Raw genomic sequence first — 15,709 nt, 5'->3', positions numbered from 1 at the left:
CTGATGGTCGATGCGCCAGCAGCCGGCTCAGACGAAAGCGCCGTGGACGCGTTCCTGCAGGGTGGAGAATCCCTGCGGCACGCCCCCGGACCCTACTTCGGCTCCTACGGCGGCCGATGGATGCCCGAGTCACTCATCGCAGCCCTGGATGAGCTGGAGGACACCTTCGAAAAAGCCAAGGCGGATCCCGAGTTCACCGCGCAGATCGCGGAGCTGAACAAGAACTACTCCGGCCGGCCTTCACTGCTGACCGAGGCCAAGCGCTTCGCCGAGCACGCCGGCGGCGTGCGGATTTTCCTCAAGCGCGAGGACCTCAACCACACCGGCTCGCACAAGATCAACAACGTGCTGGGCCAGGCGCTGCTGGCCAAGCGGATGGGCAAGACCCGCGTCATCGCGGAGACCGGCGCCGGGCAGCACGGCGTCGCCAGCGCCACCGCCGCCGCCCTGATGGGCCTGGAATGCGTCGTGTACATGGGCGCGGAGGACTGCCGCCGGCAGGCCCTCAACGTGGCCCGGATGGAGCTCCTCGGGGCCACCGTCATCCCGGTGACCAACGGGTCCCAGACGCTCAAGGACGCCATCAACGAGGCGCTCCGCGACTGGGTCGCCAATGTGGACAACACGCACTACCTGCTGGGCACCGCCGCCGGGGCGCACCCGTTCCCGGCCATGGTCCGCTACTTCCACGAGGTCATCGGCGAGGAGGCCCGCGCCCAGATCCTGGAGCAGACCGGCCGCCTGCCCGACGCCGTCTGCGCCTGCATCGGCGGCGGTTCCAACGCGATCGGCATCTTCCACGGCTTCCTGGACGATCCGTCGGTCAAGATCTACGGCTTCGAGGCCGGCGGCGACGGCGTCGAAACCGGCCGCCATGCCGCCACCATCACGCTCGGCAAGCCCGGCGTGCTGCACGGCGCCCGCTCCTACCTCATGCAGGACGACGACGGCCAGACCATCGAATCGCACTCCATCTCGGCGGGCCTGGACTACCCCGGCGTCGGCCCGGAGCACTCCTACCTCGCGGACATCGGACGCGTCAGCTACGAGCCCATCACGGACAGCGAGGCCATGGACGCGTTCCGGCTGCTCTGCCGCACCGAGGGCATCATCCCGGCCATCGAGTCCGCACACGCCCTGGCCGGCGCCATCAAGGTCGGCCGGCGGCTGGCCGCCGAAGGTGATGCATCAGAGAAGATCGTGCTCGTGAACCTCTCCGGCCGCGGCGACAAGGACGTGGCCACCGCCGCGGAATGGTTCGATCTGCTGGACAAGGATTCACCTGAACACGAGATCGCCAAAGAGGGGGAGCAGCTGTGAGCACCGTCCAGGACCCGGGAACCGCCCCGGCCGCCAGCAAATCGGCAGCGGCCATTGACCGCGCCAAAGCCCAGGGCCGCGCGGCCCTGATCGGATACCTGCCCGCCGGCTACCCGAGCGTCGAGGAGACCATCGCGGCCGGCATCGCCCTCGCGGAAAACGGCGCGGACCTGATCGAAATCGGCATCCCGTACTCCGACCCGGTCATGGACGGCCTGGTCATCCAGGCCGCGACCACGGAGGCCCTCGCCAAGGGCTTCCACGTCAAACAGGTCTTCGACGTCGTCCGCGGCATCACCAGCAAGACCGACGCCGCCGTACTGGTCATGACCTACTGGAACCCCGTGGTCCGGATGGGCGTGGACGAATTTTCCCGCCAGCTGGCCGAAGCCGGGGGCGCCGGGCTCATCACCCCGGACCTGATCCCGGACGAGGCGTCGGAATGGATGGCGGCCTCGGACAAATACGGCCTGGACCGGGTGTTCCTGGTGGCCCCGTCCTCCTCGCCCGAGCGGATGAAGCGCACCGTGGAGGCAAGCCGCGGCTTCGTCTACGCGGTGTCGATCATGGGCGTCACCGGCGCCCGCACCTCGGTCAGCTCGGCGGCGAAGGACGTTGTGGCCGCCGCGCACGCCGCCGGCGCCGAACGCGTCTGCGTCGGGCTGGGTGTGTCCAACGCGGACCAGGTCCGCGAAATCGCCGCCTACGCGGACGGCGTGATTGTCGGCACCGCGCTGGTCGTGGCCATCGGCGACGGCGGCGTGGATGCGGTAGCGTCCTTGACGAAAGACCTCAGCACCGGCCTTACCAGGGAAGAAGCCTAAGCAATGCAGTCAGTCCTCCACGCGGCGGCGATGATCCCCGCGGTTATTGAAAGCCCGGACTGGTCCGGCTTCGACATCCCGCTGCCGTGGGGGTCACTGCGCATCCACGCCTACGCCCTGTGCATCCTGCTCGGCATCATCGCCGGCCTCTGGCTCACCTCCGTGCGCTGGTCCAAGCGCGGCGCCCCGGAAGGCAGCGTCTGGGACATCGCCATCTGGGCCATCCCGTTCGGCATCATCGGCGGCAGGCTCTACCACGTGGTGTCCTCACCGGACGCGTACTTCGGCCCCGGCTTCGACGGCACCGGTGACCTGTCCCTGATCCCGCAGCTCCAGCGCGGCGGGCTGGGCATCTGGGGCGCCGTGCTGCTGGGCGCCGTGGGCGCGTGGATCGGCTGCCGCAAGGCCGGCGTCAAACTCAGCGCCTTCCTCGACGCCGCCGCTCCCGGCCTGCTGCTGGCGCAGGCGATCGGCCGCTGGGGCAACTACTTCAACCAGGAACTCTTCGGCGGGCCCACCACCCTGCCGTGGGGCCTGCAGATCGACGCCGACAACCCGAACTTCCCGCCCGGCATGGCCGCGGAGACACTCTTCCACCCGACCTTCCTCTACGAGTCCCTCTGGAACCTGGCCGGCGTCGGCATCCTGCTGCTGCTCGACCGCAAGTTCCGGTTCCGCCGCGGCCGCCTGTTCTGCCTGTACGCGGTCTACTACACGCTGGGCCGGGTCTGGATCGAAGCGATGCGGATTGACGACGCCGAGCAGATCAACCTCTTCGGCATCACCACCCGGCTGAACGTGTGGACCAGCATCTTCGTCCTGCTGGGCGCGCTGGCCGCGTTCATCATCCTGGGCCTGCGCAAGCGCACGGAGCCCGACACGGTCTACCTTCCGGGCCACGAACCATCCGCCGCTAGCGCGGAAGACTCCGGCACCGAAAACTCCGGCACCGAAAACTCCGGCACGGACACGGAAAACAAGGTCCCGGCCACCGAAAACAAGGTGCCGGCCACCGTTCCGGCCGACGCTGGTTCTTCCCACGGTAATGTCCGCCATTCGGATTCTGCTGTCTCAGATAGTGAATCGCGTGATAATCTCCCTGATAACCAAAGCGGTCCAGGCCACGTTTCCGCCCCAGCTGAAGCGTCAAAGGAATCCACCGGCGGCACCAAGCCCGCCACCGGAGTACCGGCGGCCGGAGCACCCGGCCACCAGGCCACCGGAACCGCTCCGGAAGCTGAGGGCACCAAGTAGCTCAGCCCCGGCAAACCGGGCCGCGGAGTCACCCCTCGCAGAGCCCGTATCCACAGCGTCGTGGCAGCAGGGAGTGCGGCGGACTGCAGACAGTTGCGGTTCGCGCAAACCCGGGACGGCGGTCGCGTAACTGTTAGTGCAGGACGCGGCCCTGGCCTACAATTCGAATAAGAAAACACTTTGTTGTGCCCGTCACACCGGCGCACCGATCCGGGCCAATGTTGTCCCTCCCATACGCACGATCAGGAGGAAGGACGTCTCCCATGACCCAAACCCTGCACAGCCCCAGTTGGTCCGAGCCCCAGCAGGCCGCCATCTCACCTTTCAAGCGCTTCGCTGCGCTTCCCGAAGCGGCCGGGCTCTACAACCCCGAGCAGGAAAAGGACGCCTGCGGCCTCGCCATCATCGCCACGCTGCGGGGGGAGCCGGGTTACGACATCGTTGACGCCGCCCTGACCGCCCTGCGCAACCTCGAGCACCGCGGTGCCGTGGGCGCCGACGAAGGCACCGGCGACGGCGCCGGGCTGCTCATGCAGATCCCGGACGAATTCTTCCGCGCCGTGACCGACTTCGAACTTCCCGCCCCCGGCCAGTTTGTGGCGGGCACCGCGTTCCTCCCCGCGGAGCAGCGCGAATCCGACGCCGCCAAGGCCGGCATCGAAGGCCTTGCCGCCGACGAGGGCCTCAAGGTCCTCGGCTGGCGCGAAGTGCCGATCGTCGCCGACCTCGTCGGGGCGATGGCCCGGGCCTGCATGCCCTACTTCTCGCAGCCGTTCTTTGCCTCCAGCACCGGGGAAGTGCTGGAGCGCAACGAACTCGACTCGCGCGCCTGGCGCATCCGGAAGCGGGCGCAGAACAAGTTCGGCGTGTACTTCCCGTCGCTGTCCTCCCGGACCATCGTCTACAAGGGCATGCTGACGACCGCCCAGCTTGAGCCGTTCTACCCGGACCTCTCGGACAAGCGCTTCAAGACCAAGCTCGCGATCGTCCACTCGCGCTTCTCCACCAACACCTTCCCGTCCTGGCCGCTGGCCCAGCCGTTCCGGACCATCGCCCACAACGGCGAAATCAACACGGTCAAGGGCAACCGGAACTGGATGCGGGCCCGCCAGTCGCAGCTCGCCAACCCGCTGCTGGGGGACTCGCCCGAGGAGCTGTACCCGATCTGCACCCCGGGCGCTTCCGACTCGGCGTCCTTCGACGAGGTCGCGGAACTGCTCTGGCTCTCCGGCCGGCCCATCACGCACTCGATCATGATGATGATCCCCGAGGCCTGGGAAAACCACGCCACGATGGATCCGGCCCGCCGCGCCTTCTACGAGTACCACTCGCTGCTGATGGAACCGTGGGACGGCCCCGCCGCCGTGTCCTTCACCGACGGCAACCTCGTCGGCGCCACCCTCGACCGCAACGGGCTGCGCCCCGGCCGGTTCTGGATCACCGAGGACGGCCTGATCATCTTCGCCTCCGAGGTCGGCGTGATCGACGTCGAACCCTCCAAGGTGGTCAAGAAGGGCCGCGTCTCACCCGGCAAGATGTTCCTCGTGGACACCGAAGCCGGCCGGATCATCGACGACGCCGAGGTCAAGGCCGAGGTCGCGGCAGCCAACCCCTGGGCCGACTGGCTCAAGGAAAACCTGATCGACCTCAAGGACCTGCCCGAGCGCGAGCACGTCGTGCACACCGCGGCGTCGGTCAACATCCGCCAGCGCACCTTCGGCTACACCACCGAGGAACTGAAGATCCTGCTCGGCCCGATGGCCCGCACCGGCGCCGAACCGCTCGGCGCCATGGGCTCGGACACCCCCGTTGCCGTGCTCTCGAAGCGGCCCCGGCTGCTGTTCGACTACTTCGTGCAGTCCTTCGCGCAGGTCACCAACCCGCCGCTGGACGCCATCCGCGAGGAACTCGTCACGTCGCTGACCTGCGCAATCGGACCCAACGGCAACCTGCTGGACACCAAGCAGGTCCGCCAGCCGCAGGTTTCGCTGCCGTTCCCCGTGATCAACAACGACCAGCTCGCCAAGATCGCGAACATCGAGAACGCCGACGGCGACAAGGTCGCCATGAAGGTCCGCGGCCTCTACCGCCCCGAGGGCGGCGAGAACGCGCTGCGCGCCCGGCTGACCGAAATCTGCGAGCAGGTGTCCGGCGCCATCAACCGCGGCGTCCAGTACGTGGTGCTCTCGGACCGTGACTCGAACGCCCAGTGGGCGCCGATCCCGTCCCTGCTGCTGGTCAGCGCCGTGCACCACCACCTGCTGCGCAGCGCCAACCGCACCAAGACCGCCCTGGTGGTCGAGGCCGGCGACGTCCGCGAAACACACCACGTGGCCGTGCTCATCGGCTACGGCGCCTCCGCCGTGAACCCGTACCTGGCCATGGAGTCCGTGGAGCAGCTGATCTCCACCGGCGACGTCCTCGGGGTCACCCCGCAGGACGGCGTCTACAACCTGATCAAGGGCCTCGGCAAGGGCGTCCTGAAGATCATGTCCAAGATGGGCATCTCCACCGTGGCCTCCTACACCGGAGCCCAGACCTTCGAGGCCCTGGGCCTCGGCCAGGACCTGGTGGACGAGTACTTCGCCGGCACGCACTCCCAGCTCGGCGGCGTCGGACTCGACGTCATCGCGGCCGAGGTCGCGGCACGCCACCGGATGGCGTATCCCGAGAACGGCATCGAGCAGCCCCACCAGGCCCTGATGGGCGGCGGCGAGTACCAGTGGCGCCGCGACGGCGAACCGCACCTGTTCAACCCGGAGACCGTGTTCCGGCTGCAGCACGCCACGCGTGAGCGCCGCTACGACATCTTCAAGTCCTATACCCGCGGTGTGGACGACCAGTCCGAGAACCTCATGACCCTGCGCGGGCTGCTGAAGTTCAAGGCCGGGCTGCGCCCCGCGGTCCCGCTCGAGGAAGTGGAGTCCGTCTCCAGCATCGTCAAGCGGTTCTCCACCGGCGCGATGAGCTACGGCTCCATCTCGCAGGAGGCCCACGAAACCCTCGCGATCGCCATGAACCGGCTGGGCGGCAAGTCCAACACCGGTGAAGGCGGCGAGGACGTGGACCGGCTGCTCGATCCGACGCGCCGTTCGGCGGTCAAGCAGATCGCGTCCGGCCGGTTCGGCGTGACCAGCCTGTACCTGACCAACGCCGATGACATCCAGATCAAGATGGCGCAGGGTGCCAAGCCCGGCGAAGGCGGCCAGCTGATGGCGCAGAAGGTCTACCCCTGGGTGGCCCGGACGCGGCACTCGACGCCCGGCGTCGGGCTCATTTCCCCGCCCCCGCACCATGACATCTACTCGATCGAGGACCTCGCCCAGCTGATCTACGACGCGAAGCGGGCCAACCCCTCGGCGCGGGTGCACGTCAAGCTGGTCTCCGAGGTCGGGATCGGCACGGTGGCCGCCGGCGTCACGAAGGCCAAGGCCGACGTCGTCCTGGTGTCCGGGCACGACGGCGGCACCGGCGCCTCGCCGCTGAACTCGCTCAAGCATGCCGGTGTGCCGTGGGAGCTGGGTCTCGCCGAAACGCAGCAGACGCTCATGCTCAACGGCCTGCGCGACCGCGTGGTGGTGCAGGTCGACGGCCAGCTCAAGACCGGCCGCGACGTGGTGATCGCCGCGCTGCTCGGCGGCGAGGAGTTCGGTTTCGCCACCGCCCCGCTGGTGGTCTCCGGCTGCATCATGATGCGCGTCTGCCACCTCGACACCTGCCCGGTGGGCGTCGCGACGCAGAACCCGGAGCTCCGCTCCCGCTTCAACGGCAAGCCGGAATTCGTGGTCAACTTCTTCGAATTCCTCGCCGAGGAAGTCCGCGAGATCCTGGCCGAGCTTGGCTTCCGGAGCATCGAGGAAGCGATCGGCCACGCCGAAATGCTCGACACCCGCGAGGCGATCAACCACTGGAAGGCCGAAGGGCTGGACCTGGACCCGATCCTGCACGGGCTCGAGTTCGACGACGACGCCCCGCTGCGCAACCTCACCGGCCAGAACCACGAGCTGGACAAGCACTTCGACCAGCGCCTCATGGTGATGGCCGCGGAAGCCCTGAGCGACCGCACACCGGTCAAGATCGCCGTCGACGTCATCAACACGGACCGCTCCGTCGGCACGATGCTGGGCCATATGGTCACCAAGACCTTCAGCACGGACGTGCTGGCGACGGACACCATCGACATCACGCTGACCGGCACCGCCGGCCAGTCGCTCGGCGCGTTCCTGCCGGCCGGCATCACGCTGCGGATGTTCGGTGACTCCAACGACTATGTCGGCAAGGGCCTCTCCGGCGGGCGCATCATCGTCCGGCCGGACCGCACCAACGTGTTCCCGGCCGAGCGCAATGTGATCGCCGGCAACGTGATCGGCTACGGCGCCACGAGCGGCGAGATGTACCTGCGCGGCCAGGTCGGCGAACGCTTCCTGGTCCGCAACTCCGGCGCCACAGCGGTGGTCGAAGGCATCGGCGACCACGGCTGCGAGTACATGACCGGCGGCCAGACGCTCATCATCGGGCGCACCGGCCGGAACTTCGGTGCCGGCATGTCCGGCGGCACGGCCTACGTGCTGGACCTGCAGACCGAGCGCGTCAACAAGCAGGCCCTCGAAGCCGGTGAGCTGCAGCTGCGCGAACTGGACGCCGAGGACCGCGAGATTGTCCATGGGCTGCTCCTGAAGCACTCCGAGGAGACCGAGTCGCTGCTCGCGGCACGGCTGCTGGAGAACTTCGACGACACCGCAGCCCGCATAACCAAGGTGCTGCCGCGCGACTACGCGGCTGTCCTGCAAACCCGTCTCGACGCCATCGAAGAGGGCCTTGACCCCGACGGCGAAGAAGTTTGGTCTCGAATCCTGGAGGTGACCGGTGGCTGATCCACGCGGATTTCTGAAAGTACGTCAGCGCGAAACCCAGCCCCGCCGTCCCGTTCCGGTCCGCATCATGGACTGGAAGGAAGTCTATGAGGCCCAGGAAAAGGGTGTCCTGAAGGCGCAGGCCGGCCGCTGCATGGACTGCGGCGTGCCGTTCTGCCACCAGGGCTGCCCGCTGGGCAACCTCATTCCGGAGTGGAATGACCTCATCTGGCGGGACAAGGGCGAGGAGGCGATGGAGCGGCTGCACGCCACCAACAACTTCCCCGAGTTCACCGGCCGGCTCTGCCCGGCCCCCTGCGAGGCGTCCTGCGTGCTGGGCATCAACCAGCCGGCCGTGACCATCAAGCAGGTCGAGGTCTCGATCGTGGACCAGGCGTTCGAGAACGGCTGGGTCAACCCGCTGCCGCCGGCGCGCCTCAGCGGCAAGACGGTCGCCGTCGTTGGCTCCGGCCCCGCCGGGCTCGCCGTCGCGCAGCAGTTGACCCGGGTGGGCCACACCGTCGCCGTCTACGAGCGCGATGACAAGATCGGCGGCCTCCTGCGGTACGGGATCCCCGATTTCAAGATGGAAAAAGAGCACGTGGACCGCCGCCTGGAGCAGATGAAGGCCGAGGGCACCCGCTTCCGGACCGGCGTCGCCGTCGGCACGGACGTGACCTGGGAGCAGCTGCGCCGCCGGTACGACGCCGTCGTGGTCGCCACCGGCGCCACCGTCCCGCGTGACCTGCCGATTCCGGGCCGCGAGCTCGAGGGTGTGCACTTCGCGATGGACTACCTCGTCCCGGCCAACCGTGTGGTGGCGGGGGAGACGGTCGAGAACCAGATCAACGCCGGCGGCAAGCACGTTGTCATCCTCGGCGGCGGCGACACCGGCGCGGACTGCCTCGGCACCGCGCACCGGCACCAGGCCGCGTCCGTCACCACCCTCGCGATCGGCAAGCAGCCGCCGGCGGAGCGCGCCAGCCACCAGCCGTGGCCGACGTTCCCCACCCTGTTCGAAGTTGCCAGCGCCCACGAGGAAGGCGGCGAACGCACCTACCTCGCCTCGACCGTGGAGTTCGTCGGCGAGAACGGCAAGCTGACCGGCGTGAAGGTGGCCGAGACGGAATTCGTCGACGGCAAGCGCCTCCCCAAGGCCGGCACCGAGCGGATCATCCCGGCGGACCTGGTCTTCCTGTCCCTGGGCTTCACCGGTCCGGAACCGGCAGGGATCACTGAGCAGGTCAGCGCCGAGTTCGACGGCCGCGGCAACGTGGCCCGCGACGGCTACTACATGACCAACACGGAAGGCATCTTCGTCGCCGGAGACGCCGGCCGCGGACAGTCGCTCATCGTGTGGGCCATCGCCGAGGGGCGCGCCTGCGCCGCCGCGGTGGACAAGTTCCTGATGGGCAGCACCATCCTTCCGGCTCCCGTGGCGCCGACCGACCGGGCCATGGCCGTCCTGTAGGCCGCAGCTGCTTCACCGCTGGCCGGCGACGGTCACATTCCGCCAACAACTTCATCCATGCAATCGACTACTAGGGTAGGTATATGAGACGCGCTAAAATAGTGGCCACCTTCGGACCGGCAATCGCGAGCTTCGAGAACACTCTCGCCGTACTCGAAGCCGGCGTCGACGTGGCCCGCATGAACATGAGCCACGGCGACTACGCCGTGCACGACACCACGTACGAGAACGTCCGCAAGGCTGCCGGGCAGCTCGGCAAGCCGGTCGCCATCATGGCCGACCTGCAGGGGCCGAAGATCCGCCTCGGCCGGTTCGTGGACGGGCCGCACCTGCTGGCCGTCGGCGACACCTTCACCATCACCACCGACGACGTCCCGGGCACCAAGGACATCTGCTCCACGACGCTCAAGAGCCTCACCGAGGACGTCAAGCCCGGCGACGCGCTCCTGATCGACGACGGCAAGGTCGCCCTCCGCGCGATCGACGTCGACGAGGTCAAGGTCGTCGCCCAGGTCATCGTCGGCGGCTACGTGTCGAACAACAAGGGCATCAACCTGCCCGGCGTTGCCGTCAACGTGCCGGCGCTGAGCGAAAAGGACGAGGACGATCTCCGCTGGGCCATGCGCCGCGGCGTGGACATGGTGGCCCTCTCCTTCGTCCGCGATGCCTCGGACATCAAGCGCGTCCACGAGATCATGGACGAAGAAGGCCGCCGCGTGCCGGTCATCGCCAAGATCGAGAAGCCGCAGGCCGTGGAGCAGCTCCCCGAGATCATTGACGCCTTCGACGCCATCATGGTGGCCCGTGGCGACCTCGGCGTGGAACTCCCGCTGGAGGAAGTGCCGATCGTCCAGAAGCGCGCCGTTGAACTGGCCCGCCGCTGGGCCAAGCCGGTCATCGTGGCAACCCAGGTGCTGGAATCCATGATCGACAACCCGCGTCCGACCCGCGCCGAGGCCTCCGACTGCGCCAACGCGGTGCTCGACGGCGCCGATGCAGTCATGCTCTCGGGCGAGACCAGCGTGGGCAAGTTCCCGATCGAGACCGTTAAGACCATGGCCCGGATCATCGAATCCACCGAGGTCCACGGCCTGGAGCGCGTCCCCCCGCTGGGCACCAAGCCCAAGACCCGCGGCGGCGCCATCACCCGTGCCGCCGTCGAGATCGCCGACCAGCTGGATGCGAAGTACATCTGTACCTTCACCCAGTCCGGCGACTCCGCCCGGCGTCTGTCACGGCTGCGCCCGATCCGCCCGGTCTTCGCCTTCACCCCGGTGGAGCATGTCTGGAACCAGCTCGCGCTGACCTGGGGCATCCAGCCGGTCCTGGTCCCGATGGTGGGCCACACCGACGAGATGACCGCCCAGGTTGACCGCAGCCTGCTGAACATGGACCTCGTCGACGACGGCGACATGGTGGTTATCGCCGCCGGTTCGCCTCCCGGAAAGGCCGGTTCGACGAATATGCTGAAGGTCCACAAGGTCGGCGACCTGGCCGACGCGGGCAGCCTCGGCGAAGCCGAAGTCACCAAGGACAAGCTCGGCCCGTGGCCGGAAAAGAAGAAGCGGAACGGCAAGATCTAGTCCCGCGGCTTCAGAGTCTTTGTAGAGAAGGGAGGGTTCCCGCCGTTCACACGGCGGGAACCCTCCCTTTTTTGCCGCCCTGGTGGTGCAATACCCCTGGGGGTATATCATTGATTGATGGCAAACAGTGGCATCGCGCCCATCCCCACCCGCACCGTGACTACGGACGATCTCGCCGGCGTCTGGCCCGGCATCGCTGTGGTCGACGTCCGCAGCCGGGAGGAGTATGCGGTCGCCTCCATTCCGGGAAGCATCAACATTCCGCTGGATGAGCTCCCGTCCCGCCTCAAGGACGTGCCGAACACCACGGTCTACCTGCTCTGCGGGTCCGGCAAGCGCAGCAGCCAGGCGGCCGCGCTGCTTTCCGGGCGGGGCTACGACGTCGTGAACGTCGCCGGCGGCATCACCGAGTGGTACCGCAACGGTCATCCGGTGACCTATGCCCCGGACCTGGGGGACACGCCCCGGCCTGGCCGCTGGCGGCGGCTCGTGGGTTGGCTGTCAGGGCGCAGGCCTGGTCGCGGCTAATGTTGGCCCGCCTTGCAAGATACCCCCGGGGGTATTATTGTTGTTAGTAGTCGACGGGGGAGACCCCACTCTTTACGAAGGAGAGCACATGCTTCTGGAACGCATTTATGACGAGGATCTTGCCCAGGCCAGCTACCTGATCGGCTGCCAGGCCAAGGGTGAGGCGGTGGTGGTGGACGGCCGCCGGGACATCGCGGTGTACCAGGCGCTGGCGGCGAAGAACGGCATGAAGATCGTCGCGGTCACCGAGACCCACATCCACGCCGATTACCTGTCCGGCACGCGGGAGCTCGCCGCGGCGACGGGCGCGAAGATTTACATTTCGGGCGAGGGCGGACCGGACTGGCAGTACGGGTTCGAGGGCGAGCGGCTCTTCGACGGCGACACGATCACGCTGGGCAACATCAGCATCAAGGCCCTGCATACCCCGGGCCACACCCCGGAGCACCTGTCGTTCCTGGTCACCGACGGCGCGTTCAGTGACCAGGCCGGGTACCTGCTCTCGGGTGACTTTGTCTTCTCCGGGGACCTGGGCCGTCCGGACCTGCTGGATGAAGCCGCCGGCGGGGTCGACACCCGCTTTGCGGGTGCGAAGCAGTTGTTCGCGAGCCTGCGGGATAAGTTCCTGACCCTCCCGGACTATGTCCAGGTCCACCCGGCGCACGGTGCCGGCAGTGCCTGCGGCAAGGCCCTGGGCGCGATCCCGTCCTCCACGGTCGGCTACGAGCGGCTCTACGCCTGGTGGGGCCCGTACCTGGCGGCGAACGATGAGCAGGGCTTCGTGGATGAGCTCCTCGACGGCCAGCCGGACGCGCACGCGTACTTCGGGCGGATGAAGCGGGAGAACCGTGAGGGCCCGGCCGTCATGGGCGACCGTGCCCCGCTGGCCGAACTGGACCTCGCTACTGTGGCGCAGGGCCTGGCCGCGGACACGCTGACGTTCATCGACACCCGGTCCAACGACCAGGTCCACCAGGGCACCGTGACCGGGTCCCTGAACGTCCCGGCCGGCAAATCCGTGGCCAGCTTCGGCGCCTGGGTCGTGAACCCGGAAACCGATCCCAACCCGCTGGTGCTCCTGGCACCGGACCAGGGGACCGCGCAGGACATGTGGGACCACCTGGTCCGGGTCGGGATCGACAACGTCGCCGGGTACGTCACCGGCATCGAGGGCCTCCCGGTCAGCACCCCGAAACTCATCGCCCCTGAGGAGCTCGAGGGCTTCGAAGCCGCGATGATCCTGGACGTGCGCAACCGCACCGAGCACACCGCCGGGCACATCCCGGGCTCCCACCAGCTCAGCGGCGGCCGCGTGATGTGGCACCTGGACGAACTCCCCGCCCACGGCACGATCGTGTCCTACTGCCAGAGCGGGGTCCGGAACTCCGTCGCGGCCAGCGCGCTGCGCCGCGCCGGGTACGACGTCGTCGAACTCGACGGCAGCTACAACGCCTGGACCGCCTACCGGCAGGCACGCGAAACCGTCCCCGCCAACTAACCCACACCACCACCAACCAACCGACCGGCACCCTGGCGGCGGCCCCCACAACAGGGCCGCCGCCACGCCACGTAGCTCACCCTTCGTCCCGGCACGGCAACCTGAAAGAGCCATGACAGATACTTCACGACGATTTCCCGCTGCCCTGTATTCCCAAGGGGCTGATCCGGACGCCCGGTTCAGCCTCGCGAATGAACGTACGTTCCTGGCTTGGATCCGGACGTCGCTGGCGCTGATTGCCAGCGGTATCGCTTTGGAGGCGCTGGGGCTGAACCTGCAGGGCGGATTCCGCCTTGCAGCGTCCATGGTCCTCATCGTCGCCGGCATCGCCGCGCCCTTGCAGGCCTGGTTCGGCTGGGTGAAGACCGAAAGGGCGCTGCGCCACGACACGCCGCTGCCGCCCGCGCGGCTTACGCTGCCGATCGGTGCTGCCGTGTCCGTCGCCGGGATCCTGGTCTTCCTCGGCGTCGTCCTCGCCTGATGGCCGGCGGTCCTGAGGTGGCGGCCAGCCGGGGCGACCGGCCGTTCGACGCCGGCCTGTGGGTGGAGCGCACGGCGCTGGCCTGGCGCAGGACGGCGCTGGCGGTCGCCGTCGGGTCCCTGACCGCGCTCCGCATCCTGCCCGAAATCCTGGGGTTGTGGGCGTTCATTCCCACCGCGCTCGGCGCCGGCGCGGCCATGGTGGCGCTCGGGCTGACGCACAGGCGCTACCGCCGCATCCACACGATTCTGACCACATCGGAGAGTGAACGGGTGGCGTTGAGTGGGGGAGCGCTGCCGGCGCTCATCGCCGTGGTCACCGTCGGCGGCGGCGTGATGGCGCTGGTGACCGCCGTGCAGCTGGGCGGACACATTGCGCACTAGCGTTAAACGGACGGATCCGGACGGCCGCTGCAGTGCGGCCGCCCGGATCCGGGGAGACGAGTTCTAGTTGACCTGGTTGATGATGGTCTCGGCAACCTCGCGCATGCTCAGCCGGCGGTCCATCGAGGTCTTCTGGATCCAGCGGAAAGCCTCCGGTTCCGTCAGGCCCATCTTGGTGGTCAGGAGGCTCTTGGCGCGCTCAACAAGCTTGCGGGTGGCGAACTGCTCCTGCAGGTCGGTCACTTCGCTTTCGAGGGCCTTGATTTCCTCGTGGCGGGAAAGCGCGATTTCCAGGGCCGGGATGAGGTCCGCGGGGGTGAAGGGCTTCACCACGTAGGCCATGGCGCCGGCGTCGCGGGCCCGCTCCACCAGTTCCTTCTGGCTGAACGCGGTCAGCAGGACCACGGGCGCGATCCGGGCCTTGACGATCTTTTCGGCGGCGGAGATGCCGTCCATGACGGGCATCTTGACGTCCATCAGGACCAGGTCCGGCTTCAGTTCTTCGGCGAGCTGCACGGCCTTCTCGCCGTTGTCCGCTTCGCCGACGACGTCGTAGCCCTCGCCCCGCAGGATCTCGATGATGTCGAGCCGGATGAGGGTCTCGTCCTCGGCAACAACCACGCGGCGCGCCGGCTTGGACGTGGGGTTTGACTCCGTCTGTTCTGACACGGGAACTCCTTGGAAAGGTACGGCGGGAACTAGACCATCTTAGGTTGTCACCGCTGCTGTACTTGGACCGGTTTGGTTCGATGCGGCGTCACTGGCGCGATTCTGGAATTCAGCCTATCTGCATGTAGAGTAAATTCGCGCACTGGAAGCGATCGCGTTGCTCACAGCACTGTGGTGGGGCGATTATTACACCGGTGTTCTCCGCGCCCGAGTGGCGGAATTGGCAGACGCGCCGCACTCAAAATGCGGTATCGAAAGGTGTGTGGGTTCGAGTCCCACCTCGGGCACAGTGTTTCCGCAGGTCAGGGGTTTTTTGGTGCTTTTTTCGTGTGGACAGTGTCCACACTCTTGCCTCTGATCTGATGTTCCGGGTGTGTGGGGTCCCGGAATGCCTATTCGATTTTGTAGGGGAGCAGCTCTCTACTGCAGACCAGGTACCGGTCTCTGCTGGGAGTTCATCCTCGTTCGTCCTTTCGTCGGGTTTTCGCGTTCACTTCTTCATGGTGGCTAGAGCCGCGTACAACATGACTTGCTGATTATTCTTTGGATGGACCTGGATTTGCGGCCGGTCCGGATTTCCCGCTCTGATACCTGTTGATGCAGGAATGCGGGGGAACGGCATGACATGGCAACTGATCCGGCGCTGAGCATGAGGACGCTGAGCCTGGTCATTCGATCAGGTTTTACCTATGATTCCCGTGCCGATGACGGCGACGCTGATTGAGTCTATGATCGTTCTCCTTTTTGGTTCCTGTGCCTTGACGACCTGGACGCCGCCGTCGACGACGAGGACCGTCCCGTGACAAAGAGTGTTGTCCATCGAAAGAGGCCATGAATTCGGACCG

At 67.3% G+C, this 15,709-nt stretch carries 12 protein-coding genes and 1 tRNA gene; 11 read left to right on the top strand and 2 right to left on the bottom strand.

The features are described from left to right. Positions 1-3 precede the first annotated feature (3 nt). From trpB to ABIC21_RS02785, 10 genes are all read left to right on the top strand, one after another. Complete coding sequence (trpB, locus tag ABIC21_RS02830) at positions 4-1,320, top strand: tryptophan synthase subunit beta (RefSeq protein WP_354348906.1); 1,317 nt, start codon at positions 4-6, stop codon at positions 1,318-1,320. Continuing rightward, entirely contained in the window at positions 1,317-2,144 is an 828-nt protein-coding gene (gene trpA, locus ABIC21_RS02825; protein ID WP_354348905.1) for a tryptophan synthase subunit alpha, read from the top strand. Before trpB ends, trpA begins: the two co-directional genes overlap by 4 nt. A 3-nt stretch (positions 2,145-2,147) precedes the next feature. Beyond that, positions 2,148-3,398, top strand: coding sequence for a prolipoprotein diacylglyceryl transferase (lgt, locus tag ABIC21_RS02820; RefSeq protein WP_354348904.1), 1,251 nt, complete (start codon positions 2,148-2,150; stop codon positions 3,396-3,398). A gap of 263 nt (positions 3,399-3,661) precedes the next feature. Beyond that, a complete protein-coding gene (gene gltB, locus ABIC21_RS02815) occupies positions 3,662-8,272 on the top strand; it encodes a glutamate synthase large subunit (protein ID WP_354348903.1) in 4,611 nt (1,536 codons plus the stop codon). Next, entirely contained in the window at positions 8,265-9,722 is a 1,458-nt protein-coding gene (locus ABIC21_RS02810) for a glutamate synthase subunit beta (RefSeq protein WP_354348902.1), read from the top strand. The genes gltB and ABIC21_RS02810 overlap by 8 nt, the downstream gene beginning before the upstream one ends. An 83-nt stretch (positions 9,723-9,805) precedes the next feature. Further along, positions 9,806-11,305 (top strand): pyruvate kinase, encoded by a 1,500-nt coding sequence (gene pyk / locus ABIC21_RS02805; protein WP_354348901.1) that lies wholly within the window; start codon positions 9,806-9,808, stop codon positions 11,303-11,305. A 117-nt stretch (positions 11,306-11,422) separates the two neighbouring features. Beyond that, positions 11,423-11,833, top strand: a complete 411-nt coding sequence (locus tag ABIC21_RS02800; protein WP_354348900.1) for a rhodanese-like domain-containing protein — start codon at positions 11,423-11,425, stop codon at positions 11,831-11,833. A gap of 88 nt (positions 11,834-11,921) precedes the next feature. Then, positions 11,922-13,331: an MBL fold metallo-hydrolase gene (locus ABIC21_RS02795; protein WP_354348899.1), complete on the top strand. Its 1,410-nt coding sequence runs from the start codon at positions 11,922-11,924 to the stop codon at positions 13,329-13,331. A 112-nt stretch (positions 13,332-13,443) separates the two neighbouring features. Further along, complete coding sequence (locus tag ABIC21_RS02790) at positions 13,444-13,812, top strand: YidH family protein (RefSeq protein ID WP_354348898.1); 369 nt, start codon at positions 13,444-13,446, stop codon at positions 13,810-13,812. Beyond that, positions 13,812-14,195 carry a DUF202 domain-containing protein gene (locus tag ABIC21_RS02785; RefSeq protein WP_354348897.1) on the top strand — a complete coding sequence of 128 codons (384 nt, stop codon included), beginning with the start codon at positions 13,812-13,814 and terminating at the stop codon, positions 14,193-14,195. Before ABIC21_RS02790 ends, ABIC21_RS02785 begins: the two co-directional genes overlap by 1 nt. 63 nt (positions 14,196-14,258) lie before the next feature. Here ABIC21_RS02785 and ABIC21_RS02780 read toward each other — a convergent pair whose 3' ends face one another. Then, positions 14,259-14,864: an ANTAR domain-containing response regulator gene (locus tag ABIC21_RS02780; protein ID WP_024368455.1), complete on the bottom strand. Its 606-nt coding sequence runs from the start codon at positions 14,862-14,864 to the stop codon at positions 14,259-14,261. 205 nt (positions 14,865-15,069) lie between these two features. Here ABIC21_RS02780 and ABIC21_RS02775 point away from each other — a divergent pair. Further along, a tRNA-Leu gene (locus tag ABIC21_RS02775) sits at positions 15,070-15,151 on the top strand. 389 nt (positions 15,152-15,540) lie between these two features. On the opposite strand, the gene ABIC21_RS02770 is transcribed toward ABIC21_RS02775, so the two are convergent. Then, the gene (locus tag ABIC21_RS02770) at positions 15,541-15,684 is read right to left on the bottom strand and encodes a hypothetical protein (RefSeq protein WP_354348896.1); all 144 of its coding nucleotides are present in this window, start codon (positions 15,682-15,684) and stop codon (positions 15,541-15,543) included. Between the last annotated feature and the right edge of the window lie 25 nt (positions 15,685-15,709).

It is taken from the genome of Pseudarthrobacter sp. PvP090 (assembly GCF_040547365.1).
In the GTDB taxonomy this organism is placed as follows: Bacteria; Actinomycetota; Actinomycetes; order Actinomycetales; family Micrococcaceae; genus Arthrobacter.
The sequence above is the reverse complement of the archived record's forward strand: the minus strand, read 5'-3'. Positions and strand labels throughout refer to the sequence as shown.

Bases quoted from the DNA above. Each gene is read 5' to 3' on its own strand.
- trpB (WP_354348906.1), top strand. From the start codon at position 4: ATGGTCGATGCGCCAGCAGCCGGCTCAGACGAAAGCGCCGTGGACGCG.
- lgt (WP_354348904.1), top strand. From the start codon at position 2,148: ATGCAGTCAGTCCTCCACGCGGCGGCGATGATCCCCGCGGTTATTGAA.
- gltB (WP_354348903.1), top strand. From the start codon at position 3,662: ATGACCCAAACCCTGCACAGCCCCAGTTGGTCCGAGCCCCAGCAGGCC.
- pyk (WP_354348901.1), top strand. From the start codon at position 9,806: ATGAGACGCGCTAAAATAGTGGCCACCTTCGGACCGGCAATCGCGAGC.
- ABIC21_RS02800 (WP_354348900.1), top strand. From the start codon at position 11,423: ATGGCAAACAGTGGCATCGCGCCCATCCCCACCCGCACCGTGACTACG.
- ABIC21_RS02795 (WP_354348899.1), top strand. From the start codon at position 11,922: ATGCTTCTGGAACGCATTTATGACGAGGATCTTGCCCAGGCCAGCTAC.
- ABIC21_RS02790 (WP_354348898.1), top strand. From the start codon at position 13,444: ATGACAGATACTTCACGACGATTTCCCGCTGCCCTGTATTCCCAAGGG.
- ABIC21_RS02785 (WP_354348897.1), top strand. From the start codon at position 13,812: ATGGCCGGCGGTCCTGAGGTGGCGGCCAGCCGGGGCGACCGGCCGTTC.
- ABIC21_RS02770 (WP_354348896.1), bottom strand. From the start codon at position 15,684: ATGGACAACACTCTTTGTCACGGGACGGTCCTCGTCGTCGACGGCGGC.